At 73.0% G+C, this 14,156-nt stretch carries 11 protein-coding genes; 8 read left to right on the forward strand and 3 right to left on the reverse strand.

Annotated elements, in window-relative coordinates; genetic code table 11:
- Positions 1–130 precede the first annotated feature (130 nt).
- A complete protein-coding gene (locus ACZ6CL_RS00565) occupies positions 131–3,529 on the reverse strand; it encodes a S41 family peptidase (protein WP_468929336.1) in 3,399 nt (1,132 codons plus the stop codon).
- A 218-nt stretch (positions 3,530–3,747) separates the two neighbouring features.
- Here ACZ6CL_RS00565 and ACZ6CL_RS00570 point away from each other — a divergent pair, with 218 nt between their 5' ends.
- From ACZ6CL_RS00570 to ACZ6CL_RS00605, 8 genes are all read left to right on the forward strand, one after another.
- A complete protein-coding gene (locus ACZ6CL_RS00570) occupies positions 3,748–4,317 on the forward strand; it encodes a TetR/AcrR family transcriptional regulator (protein WP_468931194.1) in 570 nt (189 codons plus the stop codon).
- Between the two features lie 127 nt (positions 4,318–4,444).
- Complete coding sequence (locus ACZ6CL_RS00575; protein WP_468931196.1) at positions 4,445–6,712, forward strand: MMPL family transporter; 2,268 nt, start codon at positions 4,445–4,447, stop codon at positions 6,710–6,712.
- Between the two features lie 154 nt (positions 6,713–6,866).
- Positions 6,867–8,024 carry an energy-coupling factor ABC transporter permease gene (locus tag ACZ6CL_RS00580; RefSeq protein WP_468929338.1) on the forward strand — a complete coding sequence of 386 codons (1,158 nt, stop codon included), beginning with the start codon at positions 6,867–6,869 and terminating at the stop codon, positions 8,022–8,024.
- 1 nt (position 8,025) lies between these two features.
- On the forward strand, positions 8,026–8,790 hold the full coding sequence (gene cbiQ / locus ACZ6CL_RS00585; protein WP_468929340.1) for a cobalt ECF transporter T component CbiQ: 765 nt from the start codon (positions 8,026–8,028) through the stop codon (positions 8,788–8,790).
- On the forward strand, positions 8,787–9,554 hold the full coding sequence (locus tag ACZ6CL_RS00590; RefSeq protein ID WP_450875260.1) for an energy-coupling factor ABC transporter ATP-binding protein: 768 nt from the start codon (positions 8,787–8,789) through the stop codon (positions 9,552–9,554). Before cbiQ ends, ACZ6CL_RS00590 begins: the two co-directional genes overlap by 4 nt.
- 83 nt (positions 9,555–9,637) lie before the next feature.
- On the forward strand, positions 9,638–10,846 hold the full coding sequence (locus ACZ6CL_RS00595) for a serine hydrolase domain-containing protein (RefSeq protein WP_468931198.1): 1,209 nt from the start codon (positions 9,638–9,640) through the stop codon (positions 10,844–10,846).
- 344 nt (positions 10,847–11,190) lie between these two features.
- Positions 11,191–11,640, forward strand: a complete 450-nt coding sequence (locus tag ACZ6CL_RS00600) for a hypothetical protein (protein WP_468929342.1) — start codon at positions 11,191–11,193, stop codon at positions 11,638–11,640.
- Positions 11,523–12,578 (forward strand): ATP-binding protein, encoded by a 1,056-nt coding sequence (locus ACZ6CL_RS00605; protein WP_468931201.1) that lies wholly within the window; start codon positions 11,523–11,525, stop codon positions 12,576–12,578. The genes ACZ6CL_RS00600 and ACZ6CL_RS00605 overlap by 118 nt, the downstream gene beginning before the upstream one ends.
- Before the next feature lie 10 nt (positions 12,579–12,588).
- On the opposite strand, the gene ACZ6CL_RS00610 is transcribed toward ACZ6CL_RS00605, so the two are convergent.
- Positions 12,589–13,509: an EamA family transporter gene (locus tag ACZ6CL_RS00610; protein WP_468929344.1), complete on the reverse strand. Its 921-nt coding sequence runs from the start codon at positions 13,507–13,509 to the stop codon at positions 12,589–12,591.
- Positions 13,506–14,000 carry a YbaK/EbsC family protein gene (locus ACZ6CL_RS00615; protein WP_468929346.1) on the reverse strand — a complete coding sequence of 165 codons (495 nt, stop codon included), beginning with the start codon at positions 13,998–14,000 and terminating at the stop codon, positions 13,506–13,508. Before ACZ6CL_RS00615 ends, ACZ6CL_RS00610 begins: the two co-directional genes overlap by 4 nt.
- Positions 14,001–14,156: the final 156 nt, after the last annotated feature.

Here is a 14,156-nt window from a genome sequence, read left to right on the forward strand (position 1 = left end):
CCCGGCACGCACGCGGGCCGTGCTCAACGTCCCGGCTCAGCTCAACCTCCCGGCTCAAGGGCCCGGCAGGGTCCGGCGGCTCGGCTCGTCGCTCGGCTCGTTACTCAGCTCAGTCGCTCGGCGGATCCGCTCAACCGTCTCCCCGCGGAGGGAGTTTCGGGCGCCGCCGGTCCGGGACCTGTCCGTAGCCCGGCGAGGCCGCGGCCGGATGCCGCTCCAGCAGTTCCAGTGCCGTACGCACGGCGACCCCCAGCTGCGGGTAGCGGCCCTCCGCCCAGTCCAGCGGGGATCGGGGCGCCGGAATGTCCGGCTCCACGCCATGGTTCTCGACCCCCCATCCGTAGGCGTCGAACCAGGCGGCGTTCATCGGCACCGTGATCGCCGTACCGTCGCCGAGCGGATGGCGGCCGGTCATGCCGACCACGCCGCCCCAGGTCCGCAGTCCCACCACCGGGCCGATGCCCTGGATCTTGAAGGCCGCGGTGATCATGTCGCCGTCGGAGGAGGTCGCCTCGTCCGCGACCGCGACGATCGGCCCGCGCGGCGCGTTGCTGGTGTACGACACCGGCTGGGCGTTGCGCGTGAGGTCCCAGCCCATCACGGTGCGGGTCAGCTTCTCGACCACCAGCTCGCTGATGTTGCCGCCCGCGTTCCCCCGGACGTCCACGATCAGCGCGGGGAACGACACCTCCCGGCGCAGATCCCGGTTGAACTGCGCCCAGCCGGAGCCGCCCATGTCCGGGATGTGCAGATAGCCGCACCGCCCGTCGCTCAACTCCCGTACCACCGCCCGACGCCTGGCCACCCAGTCCTGGTAGCGCAGCGGCCGTTCGTCGATCAGCGGGACGACCGCGGCCCGGCGCGGCGGGCCCTCGCCGTCCGGGGAGGCGAAGGTCAGCTCGACCGTGGTGCCGCCCGCCGCGGTCAGCAGCGGATAGGGGCCGGCCACCGGGTCCACCGGACGGCCGTCGACATGGGTGAGCCGGGCGCCTTCGCGGATGCCGGAGCCCGCCAGCGGCGAGCGCGCCCGGGAGTCGGAGGACTCGCCGGGCAGGATGCGGGAGACCTGCCACGTCCCGTCCTCGGCGCGCGTGAGGTCGGCGCCGAGCAGCCCGATGGGGCGCTGGTAGTGGGCTGGGCCCTCGTTGCGGCGCGCGGCGCTCACATACGCGTGCGAGGTGCCCAGTTCGCCCAGGACCTCGCGCAGCAGATCGGCGAACTCGTCGGGGGAGGCGACGCGTTCGACCAGCGGCCGGTACTGGTCGAGCACCCCGTCCCAGTCGACGCCGCACATGCCCGGCTCCCAGAAATAGGCGCGGGTGATGCGGCCCGCCTCCGCGTACGCCTGCCGCCACTCGGCCGCCGGGTCCACGGTGTGCTGGATGCGCCGCATGTCGATCTGGACCGTGGAGTCGCTGTCGCCCGACTCGGTGGCGGGCACCGCCCGCAGCTCGTCGTCATCGACGACCACGAGCCGGGAGCCGTCGCCGCTGACCCGGAACCAGTCCAGCTCACTGGTGAGTTCGGTGCGCTTGGCCTTGGCCAGGTCGAAGTGTTCGAGGGTGGGGCGGTCGGAGGTGTCGGCGGGGTTGGCGAACGTCTCGCCGAGCGCACCCGAGATCGGCCAGCGCAGCCACACCAGGCCGCCGCCGCTGACCGGCCACAGAGAGGAGTACTTGGAGGCGGCCACCGGGAAGACGGTGACCCGGCTGGACAGCCCCTCCACCTCGACGGTCACCGTGCCGTCGCCCTCCCCGCCCCCGGCGCCGTCGTCCGGGTCGAGTCCGCCCGCCGCCGGGCGGCCCTCGGGGGAGAGCGCGAAGGGCGAGGGCGTGGCGGAGGACAGCGGTACGAGATACGGGCGGCAGCCGAGCGGGAAGGAGAGGTCACCGGTGTGCACGTCGTAGACGGGGTCGAAGCCGCGCCAGGAAAGGAAGGCGAGATAGCGGCCGTCGCTGGTGAAGACCGGTTCCTCGTCCTCGAACCGCCCGCTGGTCACGTCCACTATGGTCCGGTCCGCCAACCGCGCGATCTTGATGGAGCGCAGGGTGCGCCCGATGCCCGGGTGGGACCAGGCGAGCCAGGCCGAGTCGGGTGAGAAGGCGAGGTCGGCGACCGGGCCGTTGAGCGACCGGACCAGCTCGGTGACCTCGCCGTCCCCGTCCGCGGAGGTGTCCACGAGCAGCAGTCGGCCGTCGTTGGCGGCGACGGCGAGCTGGTCGCCGTCGGGCGAGGGCTCCATCTCGTGCACCCGGCCCAGCCCGCCCGCGGCCAGCCGCCGCGGCTCGCCGGTCTCGCTCGCCCGCGGCAGGTAGGCGATCTCGATCGCGTCCTCGCCCTCCGCGTCCGTCACGTAGGCGACCCGTCCGCTGGAGCCCAGGATCTCGGGCATCCGCACCCGGACGCCCGGGGCGTCGGCGAGGGTGCGGGCGGGGCCGTCGCGGTGGGTGAGCCAGTACAGGCTGCCGCGGACGCACACCGCGCTGGCCCGGCCGGTGGTGTCCACGGCCAGCGAGTCGACATGGGAGGCGGCGGGCACCTGGTAGGGCCGCCGACCGGCCCGCGCGCCGCCGAGCCGCACCCGCAGCCTGCGGGGTTCGGTGCCCGGGCCGAGGTCGTCCACCAGCCACAGTTCGCCCGCGCACTGGTAGACGACGCGGCTGCCGTCGGTCGAGGCGTGGCGGGCGTAGAAGTCGTCGTGGTCGGTGTGGCGGCGCAGACCGGTGCCGTCGGGCAGACAGGAGTAGAGATTGCCGACGCCCTCGTGGTCGGAGAGGAAGGCGACGCGGCCGCCGACCACCATGACCGAGTCCAGATGGCCGTCGAGTTCGGGCAGCAGCCGGACGCCGCCGAGCCACAGCCGGCCGGTCGCGCCGCCCCGGTAGCGCTTCCAGGAGGCGGGTTCGTGCGGCGGCTTGCCCGTGAGCAGCAGGGTTCGCCGGTCGCCGCCCTGCCCGGCGGCGCTGGCGGTGACGGCGGTGCTGGCGGCGGTGGTGTCGGTGTCCGTGGTGGCGGCGGCGGTGGTGTCGGTGTGCGTGGTGGCGGCGAGGTCGGCCACGGCGATGTCGGCCACCGGCCCCCAGGGCAGTCGGCTGCCGGGGCTGCCGTCGGTGGGCAGGCTGTAGGCCCAGGAGAAGTGCGAGAACGGCTGGCCGTGCGAGGACACGGCGAGGATGTGCGAGGCGCCGTCCCGGTCGGGCGGCGTCCAGCCGCAGACCCGGGCGTCCTCGCTGCCCCAGTAGGTCAGCCGCCGGGTGGGGCCGCCGTCCACGGGAGCGAGGTGGATCTCGGGATCGAGGCTGCGCCAGTTCGTATACGCGATCTGGGAGCCGTCGGGGGAGAAGCGGGGGTGGCCCACCCGGGTGCGGTCGACGGTCAGCCGCCAGGCCCGCCCCGGTGGTTCGCCACGGGCGGCCAGCGGGGCGACCCAGAGATCGTCCTCGGCGGCGAAGCACAGCAAGTCGCCGTGCAGATGCGGAAATCGCAGATAGGCGCGGTCGGTATCGCTGGTTTCCCTCACCTCATCCATGGTTTCGGCCCCGGTCCGGCAAAGCAACTCCAATCTGTGACGCATCCCACGAGCGAAACGGCTCGGTTTCGCTAAAGGGGCGGTTCATGCGGTCGTATGCTGAACGAGTACGAAACCGTTTCGTTCGGAAGGGGGATGCCATGACGGCGACGCAGCCCGCTGACCAGTCCGTCGGTCAGTCGGCCGGCCAGTCGGTCGAGGACCGGCCCACGGCCCGGGTGCGCCGCAGCAGGCTGTCCCCCGAGCGGGAAGGTGAGCTGTACGAGGCCGTGGTCGAGCTTCTCGGGGAGGTCGGTTACGACGCGCTGACCATGGATGCCGTCGCCGCGCGCACGCACTCCAGCAAGGCCACGCTCTACCGCCAGTGGAAGGGCAAGCCGCAGCTGGTGGCCTCCGCGCTGAGGCACACCAAGCCCGTTTCGCTCCAGGACATCGACACCGGATCGCTGCGCGGCGACCTGCGCGAGATCGTGCGGTGCACCGACGCCGCCCGGGAGCGTGACGCGGCCCTGATGAGGGGGCTGGCCCAGGCCGTCCATACCCATCCGGACCTCCACCAGGCCCTCCGGGAGCTGCTGTTCTATCCCGAGATGGCCGCACTCGACGTGCTGCTGCGGCGTGCCGTCGACCGGGGTGAGGTGGCTCCGGACAGACCCGCCTTGGGCTACGTCGTGCACATGATGTGCGGTGCCCTCATCGCCCGGTCGCTGATCGACGGCGAAGAGCCGGACGTCGCCTACCTCAGCGAATACATCGACGCCGTGGTCCTCCCCGCCCTCGGTCTCTGACTCTCCCCACCCCACATCAACCTCATACGGACCCAGTCCGGCGCGCCGCTCTCGTCGCCGGTCCGGTCGCGCACACCTGCCAGCAGTGACCAGCAGTGACACCGATTCGACGGGAGCACCTCTCCTCGTGGCCACGTTCCTCTACAAACTCGGTCGATTCGCCTTCCGGCGACGCCGGTTCGTCGCCCTGATATGGGTGGCGCTCCTGGCCGTCGCCGGAGTCGGCGCCGCGACCGCCTCGCCGCCCGCCAACGACAGCTTCTCCATCCCGGGGACCGAGGCCCAGAAGGCCTTCGACCTCCTGGAGAAGCGTTTCCCCGGTGGTAACGCCGACGGCGCCACCGCCCGGGTGGTCTTCCGCGCGCCCCAGGGCGAGAAGATGACCGACCCGGACAACAAGGCCGTGGTCACGAAGACCGTCGCCGACCTCAAGGCCAGCTCTCCGCAGGTCGCCTCGGTCGCCGACCCGTACCAGGCCCGCGCCGTGTCCAAGGACGGCTCCACCGCGTACATCCTGACCAGCTACAAGGTCAACGCCATGGAGCTGGAGGAGACCGCCAAGGACGGCCTGACGGAGGCCGGGGAGAAGGCGCAGAAGTCGGATCTCACGGTGGAGATCGGCGGTGACGCGCTCCAGGAGATGCCCGAGACCGGATCCACCGAGGTCATCGGCATCGTGATCTCGGCGATCGTGCTCGCCATCACCTTCGGCTCGCTGGTGGCCGCCGGAATGCCGCTGCTGACCGCGCTCATCGGCGTCGGCATCGGCATCTCCGGGATCACCGCGCTCGCCACCCCCCTCGGGCTGTCGACGACCACGTCGACGCTGGCGATGATGATCGGCCTCGCGGTCGGCATCGACTACGCGCTCTTCATCGTCTCCCGCTACCGCGCCGAACTGGCCGAGGGCCGGGAGCGCGAGGAGGCCGCCGGGCGGGCGGTGGGCACCGCGGGTTCCGCGGTCGTGTTCGCCGGTCTCACCGTCGTCATCGCGCTGGTCGGCCTCGCGGTCGTCAACATCCCGATGCTGTCCAAGATGGGCTTCGCCGCGGCGGGCACGGTGGTCATCGCCGTGCTCATCGCGACCAGCCTCATCCCCGCGCTGCTGGGCTTCGCGGGCAAGCGGGTGTACGGGCGCAAGGCGCGCGAGCGGATGGCCGCGGCGGCCACCGCTGCCGCGGAGGGCTCGCAGGCGGAGGAGAAGCCCAACATGGGCACCCGCTGGGCCCGGTTCGTGCTGCGCCGCCCGGTGGCGGTGCTGCTGCTCGGCGTGCTCGGTCTCGGCGCCGCCGCGGTGCCCGCGCTCAGCCTGGAGCTGGGGCTGCCGGATGACGGTTCGCAGCCGGTCAGCAGCCAGAAGCGCCAGGCGTACGACATGATCTCCGACGGCTTCGGCCCGGGCTTCAACGGTCCGCTGATGGTGGTCGCCGACACCAAGGGCAGCGACGACCCCAAGGCCGCTGTGAACAAGGTGACCAAGGCCATCGCCGGTATCGACGGCGTCGCGGCCGTCACCCCGGCGACGTTCAACAAGGCCGGCGACACCGCGATGCTCACCGTCGTGCCGAAGTACAAGCCGAGCAGTGTCGACACCGAGAAGGTCGTCGCCGACATCCGGGACGAGGCGGGCTCCTTCAAGTCCGACACCGGTGCCGAGGTGCTGGTGACCGGTCAGACGGCGATGAACATCGACATCTCGCAGAAGCTGAACGACGCGCTGGTGCCGTATCTGGCACTCGTCGTCGGGCTGGCCTTCCTGCTGCTGATGATCGTCTTCCGGTCCCTTCTGGTCCCGCTCAAGGCGGCGCTCGGCTTCCTGCTGTCCGTCGTCGCGGCGCTCGGCGCGGTGGTCGCGGTCTTCCAGTGGGGCTGGGCGGCGGACCTGTTCGGCGTGGAGGAGACCGGCCCGATCATGAGCATGATGCCGATCTTCATGATCGGTGTGGTGTTCGGGCTGGCCATGGACTACGAGGTCTTCCTGGTGACCCGGATGCGGGAGGCGTACATCCACGGCGAGCGCCCCGGCCAGGCCGTCGTCACCGGCTTCCGGCACGGCGCCCGGGTGGTCTCCGCGGCCGCCGTCATCATGATCAGCGTCTTCGCCGGGTTCATCGGCTCGTCCGAGGCGATGGTGAAGATGATCGGCTTCGGTCTGGCCACCGCGGTCCTCTTCGACGCCTTCGTGGTTCGCATGGCCATCGTCCCGGCGGTGCTGGGGCTGCTCGGCAAGTCCGCCTGGTGGCTGCCGCGCTGGCTCGACAAGGCGCTGCCGAACGTGGACGTCGAGGGTGAGGGGCTGCGTGAGCAGCTCGAAGGAGACACCCCGGCGGGGCACGGAAAGGACGCCAAGGGCGCGAAGGAGTCCGACAAGGACCCGGAGCTGAGCCGGGTGTAAGCCGGGCGCACTTCGGCCAACGCACGCCCCGGCGGCGGTTCTTCCCTCGGGGAAGGGCCGCCGTCGGGGCTTTCGCGGAGTAGGCGCTCTTGCGAACGATGTGCAGGTAGGTCACCATCGAGCGGATACCCGCAGCTCAGGAGCGGAGCCCCGCATGCATGTCCCCGATGGATTCATCGACGCCCCGGTGTCGGTGGCGACCGGTGCCGTCGCCGCCGCCGCGGTCGCGGTCAGCCTGCGCGGTGCGCGGCGTGAACTCGACGAGCAGGCCGCGCCGCTGGCCGGGCTGGTCGCGGCGTTCATCTTCGCCGTCCAGATGCTGAACTTCCCCGTCGCCGCGGGCACCAGCGGCCATCTGCTCGGCGGGGCGCTGGCCGCGATTCTCGTCGGCCCCTATACGGGCGTGCTGTGTGTGTCCGTGGTGCTGCTCATGCAGGCCGTCCTGTTCGCGGACGGCGGCCTCACCGCGCTCGGCGTCAACATCACGGACATGGCGGTGGTCACCACGGTCGTGGCCTACGGGATCTTCCGCGCCATCGTGAAGATCGCCCCGAACCGGCGCCGCACGGTCACCGTCGCGTCCTTCGCGGCCGCCCTGATATCCGTCCCGGCCGCCGCCATCGCCTTCACCGGGCTCTACGCGCTGGGCGGCACGGCGGACGTCGCGATCGGCAAGGTCTTCACCGCGATGGTCGGCGTGCATGTGCTGATCGGCATCGGCGAGGCGGTCATCACGGCGCTGACGGTCGGCGCCGTGATGGCCGTACGGCCGGATCTCGTCCACGGCGCGCGGGACGTGGCCGCGCGCCGCCTGGAACTGCGTACCGGGACGCCGGCGATTCCGGGGCGCACCCCGGCGCCCGCTGGGTCCGCGACGCCTGCCGGGTCCGCGGTGCCCGCCGGGTCCGCGCCCGCCACCGCCCGTACGGTCACGGCGGCGCCCGCCGCCAAGGACACGGACGCCGCCGCCCCCGCGGCCGCCGCACCGCGGCGCTCCGCGCGCCGGGTGTGGGCGGTGGGGCTCGGGGCCGCGCTGCTGTGCGCGGGCGTCGTCAGCTTCTACGCCTCCGCCAGCCCCGACGGACTGGAGAAGGTCGCCGCCGACAAGGGCATCGACAAGAAGACCGAGGACCACGCCGCCAAGGACTCCCCGCTCGCCGACTACGGCGTCAAGGACATCTCCAACGCGCGGCTCTCCGGCGGTCTCGCCGGGGTGATCGGGGTCGGCGCGACGCTCGCCGTGGGCACCGGGGTCTTCGTCGTCGTACGGCGCCGCCGGGCCGAGGCCGGGGCCGACGCCGAGGCGGGCTGAGATGGGCTCGGGACACGCGCATACGCTCTACCGGGCGGGCCGCTCCCCGGTCCACGCCCTCCCCCCGCACTGCAAGATCGCCGCCGTCTTCTGCTTCGTCCTCGTGGTCGTCGCGACGCCCCGCGAGGCGCTCTGGGCGTTCGGCCTGTACGCCGTGCTGCTGGCCGGGGTGGCGGCGACGGCCCGCATCCCGGCCGGGTTCCTGCTGAAGCGGCTGCTGATCGAGATCCCGTTCGTGGCGTTCGCCGTGCTGATGCCGTTCGTCGCGGAGGGCGCGCGGGTGGACGTACTCGGGCTGTCGCTCAGCCAGTCCGGGCTGTGGGGCGCCTGGAACATCCTGGCCAAGGGCACGCTCGGGGTCGCGGCGTCCGTCATCCTGGCGTCCACGACCGAGCTGCGCGCCCTGCTGCTGGGGCTCCAGCGGCTGCGGATGCCGCCGCTGCTGGTGCAGATCGCGTCGTTCATGATCCGCTACGGTGACGTCATCACCGACGAGATGCGCCGGATGCGGATCGCCCGCCGCTCGCGCGGCTTCGAGGCGCGCGGCGTGCGGCAGTGGGGCGTGCTCGCGAAGTCCGCCGGGGCGCTGTTCATCCGGTCCTACGAGCGCGGCGAACGGGTCCATCTGGCGATGCTCAGCCGCGGCTACACGGGCACGATGCCCGTGATCGACGAGGTGACCGCGTCCCGTGCACAGTGGGGGTACGCCGCCGCACTTCCGCTGACCGCGCTGGCGGTCTGCCTGACCGGATGGATGCTCGTATGACCGGCCCCGACGCCACCCCTCCCTCCCTCCAGGTGTCCGGCCTCGCCTACGCCTATCCCGACGGCCACCAGGCGCTCTTCGGCGTCGAGCTGACCGTGGCCCGCGGTGAGCGGGTGGCGCTGCTCGGCCCCAACGGGGCGGGCAAGACCACCCTCGTGCTGCATCTGAACGGCATCCTGGAGGCGGGCGCCGGATCGGTCACGGTCGCCGGGCTGCCCGTGGCGAAGCGGAACCTGGCCGAGATCCGCCGCCGGGTGGGCATCGTCTTCCAGGACCCGGATGACCAGCTGTTCATGCCGACCGTGCGCGAGGACGTGGCGTTCGGCCCGGCCGCCGCCGGGATGCGCGGCGCGGAGCTGGCCGAGCGGGTCCATCGGGCCCTGGACCGGGTGGGGATGGCGGAGTTCGCGGACCGGCCGCCGCACCATCTGTCGTTCGGGCAGCGCCGCCGGGTGGCGGTCGCGACCGTGCTGGCGATGGAGCCGGAGATCCTCGTCCTGGACGAGCCGTCCTCCAACCTCGACCCGGCCTCGCGCCGTGAACTCGCCGACATCCTGCGCTCCCTGGACGTCACCGTGCTGATGGTCACCCATGACCTGCCGTACGCGCTGGAGCTGTGCCCGCGATCCGTGGTGCTCAGCGGGGGAGTGATCGCGGCCGATGGGGGTACGCAGGAATTGCTGTGCGACCAGGAGTTGATGCGGGAGCACCGGCTGGAACTGCCCTTCGGCTTCGATCCGCGCTCGGTGAAGGCCCCTGTCTGAGGCCCCGGTCTGAGGTCCGGGCCGGGCACGTTGCACCATAAGGACGGCAGCACGGTCGGATCGGCAGGGTGGGAGTCGGATCAGTGGTGGACGTCCAGGGCACGGTGGCCGACGGATTCGAACCGGTCCGGGACGCGTTCGTGGAGAACTTCGCGAAGCGGGGTGAGCGCGGCGCGGCCATGGTCCTCTACCGGGACGGCGAGAAGGCCGTCGACCTGTGGGGCGGTACGCGGGACCCCGGCCAGGAGGGCGACGGTGAGCCGTGGGCCCAGGACACCGCGCAGGTCGTCCGCTCCGTCACCAAGGGCGTGGCCTCCGCCGTACCGCTGCTGCTCCACCAGCGCGGCCAGCTCGACCTGGACGGCCGGGTCGGCACGTACTGGCCCGAGTTCAAGGAGAACGGCAAGGAACGGGTGCTGGTGCGGCATCTGCTCGCCCACCGCGCCGGGCTGCCCGCCCTCGATACCCCGCTGACCCCGGCCGAGGCCATCGACGGCATATCCGGGCCGCGGGCCGTCGCCGCCCAGCACCCCGACTGGGAGCCCGGCACGGCCCACGGCTATCACGCCCAGACCTACAGCTGGCTGCTGAGCGAGCTGGTGAAGCGCGTCACAGGGCGCACCATCGGCCGCTGGGTCGCGGAGGAGATCGCCTGGCCGCTCGCCCTGGACCTGTGGCTCGGGCTGCCCGAGGACCAGCTGCACCGGACCGGCCGGATCGAGCCGGTGGAGGCCCCGGCGGCGCCCGCCGCGCAGGGGCTGCGGCTGCGGCCCAAGCGGTCGGTGGCCGAGGCGTACGCCGATCCGGAGTCGCTGACCCGGCGCGCGTTCGGCGCGATCAGCCCGGTGCCCGACGAGAACGATCCCGCGTATCTCGCCGCCGGGCTGCCCGCCTCCGGCGGGGTCGCCACCGCCGACGCGCTGGCCCGCTTCTACGCGGCGCTGATCGGCCCGCTGCCGTCGGCGCGCACGGCCCGCGCGGGCGGCCGCCTCTTCGCCCCGGCGACGCTGACCCTGGCGCGTACGGAGGAGTCCACCGGGCCGGACCGGGTGCTGGTGGTCGGGACCCGCTTCGGGCTCGGCTACATGCTGCACGGCCCGGCCTGCCCGCTGCTGGGCCCGGGGTCCTTCGGCCACCCGGGGCGGGGCGGTTCGCTCGCCTTCGCCGATCCCGGGGCGCGGATCGGCTTCGCGTACGTCACCAACGGCATGCAGCGCGGCGTGACCGCGGACCCGCGGGCGCAGGCCCTGGTGCGCTCCGTGCGGACGGCGCTGGCGGCCCAGGAGGCGTAGCGGGGGCCGCCACGCAGGACGTAGCGAGGATCGCCCGCAGGAGGCCTGTAGCAGGTCCGTAGGAGCGCGTGGTGCGCGCTGTTCGCGCGCCCCTTCGTGCCTTTGTGCGCCTTCTCGCACACGCACACGCCGGGTTCGGGGGGCCAAGGGGCCCTGCCGCGTGGTTCCGGCCCTGCCCCCACTGGGGATCCTTCCGGGGGTGAGAGCCGTAGGGGGCGGCTCTCCCGGGGGAAGCACGGGGGAAAGGCGTGGAGCGGACACGGGGGTTACGGGGCGCACGCGCGCGTACGGGGGAGCCACCGGCTCAGCGGCACCGGCTCGCGCGGCGGGACATGGTATGGCAGATGCTGCGCATCCTGCTGATCTTCCGGCTGATGCACGCCATCCAGTTCGCGGTGACCGTGCCCGGGATCGCGGGCCATCTCGCCCACCGCACGGGCGGGCTGGTGCTGCTGGTGGCGGTGGTGGCCGAATCGCTGTGGTTCACGCTGCACATCTTCCGCAACCACCGGCGGGTGGCGGAGCGCGACGAGGAGGACCGCGCCGCCGACGACCGGGAGGACGCCCGGCCGGTCGTGTACGACAACCTGGCGGCCGGTGTCGAGCTGTGCTCCGCCGTCGCCTCCCTGTGGGCCTGCGTCGTGGTCACCCCGACCGGGCGCAGGACATGGCCCCGCTGCTGGTGCTCACCACCGAGCAGATCTCCGGCGCGAGCATCGGCTCGGCGCTCGGCCAGCCGCTGCGCGTCCTCGTCGCGGGCACCGGCGCGGTCGTCGCCTCGTACGCCGCGGTGATCGCCCTGGGCGTCCCGGAGGCGCTGACCCACTCCGATGTGCTGATCGGGCTCACCGGCTACGCGGCGCTGGCCTATCTGATCCGGCGCGGCGCCCTGTATCTGCTGCAACTCGCCGCCGACCTGGGCGATATGAGCCTTCAGCTGCACGAGGTGCAGCAGCGGCGGCTGCTCGCCATCGAACTGCACAACCACATCGGCCACACCCTGGGCACCCAGCCGCACCCCAGCTCGGCGGTCAACCTGGAGGGCGCCCCCGGCACCGGCAAGACCCTGGCCGCCCACGCGATCGCGGACCGGCTGGGCCGCCCGGTGATCGCGGCACGGGCCTCGCAGCTGGAGAGCAAGTTCCACGGGGAGGGGCCGAAGAACCTCGGCGCGCTCTTCCACGCCGCCCGCGAGCAGGGCGCGGTGCTCTTCCTGGACGAGGCGGACGCGCTGATGTCCGCCCGTTTCGAGACCACCAGCCACGGTTCGGAGCACGCGGTGAACGCGATGCGCAGCGAGATGCTGACCGCGCTCGACGGCCACGAGGGGCTGGTCGTGCTCGCCACCAATCTGGTGACCAGCTACGACACCGCGTTCGACAGCCGCGTCTGGCATGTGCGCTTCCCGAGCCCGGACCGGGCGGCCCGCGTCGAGATCTGGCGCCGCCATCTGCCCGACGCCCTGCCGCTGGACGGCGACGTCTCCCCGGAGCAGCTGGCGGCCGTCGACGACGTCACCGGGCGCGACATCTGCCGCGCGGTGATCGACGCGGCCGCGGAGGTGCTGCGCACCGGTCGGCCCCGGGTGACCCAGGCCGGCCTGCTGGCGTCCGTGCACCGCATCAAATCCACCCGCCCGCACCGCCCGGCCCCGGCCCCGACCCCGGCCTCGTCCCCGCTCCCGGCCCAGCTCCCCTCTCAAGCCCCCGCCCCGGCTGTCCGGCCGGACTGAGCCCCCGGGCTCAACCCGGGTGCCACATCAGGCCGATGCCCGCCACCATCAGGCTCGCCGCCGCGATGCGCGGGGCGCCGAAGCGCTCCTTGAAGAAGAGGGTGCCGATGGCCGCGCCCACGATGATGGAGGACTCGCGCAGGGCGGCGACGGGGGCGAGCGCGGCGCGGGTCTGGGCCCACAGGACGAGGCCGTAGGCGCAGACCGAGAGGACGCCGCCGAGCAGGCCGCGCAGGGCGACCGGGCGGAGCTGGGCGGTGAGCGCGCGGCGGCGGGTGGCGAGGGCGTAGGCGGGGATGGCGAACCCCTGAATGATCATCAGCCAGGCGATGTAGCCGAGCGGGGTGCCGGAGGCGCGCACGCCGAGGCCGTCGACCACGGTGTAGGCGGCGATGGACAGCCCGGTGGCCACGGCGGCGGCCAGCGCGAGCCCGGGCCTGCCGCCGCTCCCCGCCGTACGGGCGCCGTCCCCTGCCGTACGGGCCCCCGCCGTACGGGCGCCGTCCTCCTTCGTACGGGCGCCCCGCGCGCCCCACAGCGCCACGCCCAGCAGCCCCGCCGAGGACACCGCGATGCCCGCCGCCTGCCAGGCGTCCGGGGTCTCGGCGGCGAAGACCGCGGCGAGCACGGTCACCACCAGCGGCGCGGTGCCCCGGGCGATCGGGTACATCTGGCCGAAGTCGCCCAGGTGGAAGGAGCGCATGAGCAGCGCGTAGTACACGAGGTGAATCGCGGCGGAGCCGATCAGATACGGCCAGGCGGCCGCCGCGGGCAGCGGGCTGAAGACGGCCAGCACCACCCCGCACAGCGCCCCGCCGCCGCTCACCAGGGTGAAGGAGAGCAGCTGATCGCGGATGTGGTGCGCGATGGCGTTCCAGCTCGCGTGGGTGATGGCCGCGAGGAGGACCGCGGCCACGACGAGCGGGGTCATACGGCGGTGTCGCGTACGTCGGCCAGGGTCCCCTCGGCGTGCGCGATCAGCGACGTGGGGTCGAGGGCGAACACGGTGTGCGGGGTGCCCGCCGCCGCCCAGACGACTCCGTGGTCCAGCAACCGGCGGTCGGCCAGGACCCGGGTGCGGGTGCGGTGCCCGAAGGGCGGTACGCCGCCGATGGCGTAGCCCGTCGTCTCCCGGACGAGCGCGGCGCTCGCCCGCCGCACCGTGCCCGTGTCCAGCGCGCGGCGCACCAGCTCGACATCGACCCGTGACGCGCCGTCCACCAGGACCACCACCGGCGCCCCATCCGCCTCGAAGACGAGGGACTTGACGATCTGGCTCAGCTCGCAGCCGACCGCCTCGGCCGCCTCGACGGCGGTGCGGGTGGCATCGGGGAAGCGGCGGGTCTCCACGTCCAGGCCGAGGTCGCGCAGGGTCTCGGCGAAGCGGGGGTGGGCTGCGGTGTCAGAGGTGTGGGAGGCCATGGCGCCGACGCTATCGGCGGGCGCCGGGGCCACGCGAGGACATTTCGCGGGCGCCGGAGGGCCGTATCCCGCACCGCGCCACCGGCCACGCCCGGGGGCCCAGCGGAACGGCCACGCCGGTATGCCGCACTGCGGAAACCGCTGAACCCGAAAAGG

Source organism: Streptomyces sp. NPDC041200 (assembly GCF_055591805.1).

What these genes read in the sequence shown, in the direction of transcription:
- cbiQ (WP_468929340.1), top strand. Translation starts at nt 8,026, where the DNA reads ATGGGCTCGGGACACGCGCATACGCTCTACCGGGCGGGCCGCTCCCCG.
- ACZ6CL_RS00615 (WP_468929346.1), bottom strand. Translation starts at nt 14,000, where the DNA reads ATGGCCTCCCACACCTCTGACACCGCAGCCCACCCCCGCTTCGCCGAG.
- ACZ6CL_RS00580 (WP_468929338.1), top strand. Translation starts at nt 6,867, where the DNA reads ATGCATGTCCCCGATGGATTCATCGACGCCCCGGTGTCGGTGGCGACC.
- ACZ6CL_RS00590 (WP_450875260.1), top strand. Translation starts at nt 8,787, where the DNA reads ATGACCGGCCCCGACGCCACCCCTCCCTCCCTCCAGGTGTCCGGCCTC.
- ACZ6CL_RS00610 (WP_468929344.1), bottom strand. Translation starts at nt 13,509, where the DNA reads ATGACCCCGCTCGTCGTGGCCGCGGTCCTCCTCGCGGCCATCACCCAC.
- ACZ6CL_RS00600 (WP_468929342.1), top strand. Translation starts at nt 11,191, where the DNA reads ATGCTGCGCATCCTGCTGATCTTCCGGCTGATGCACGCCATCCAGTTC.
- ACZ6CL_RS00565 (WP_468929336.1), bottom strand. Translation starts at nt 3,529, where the DNA reads ATGGATGAGGTGAGGGAAACCAGCGATACCGACCGCGCCTATCTGCGA.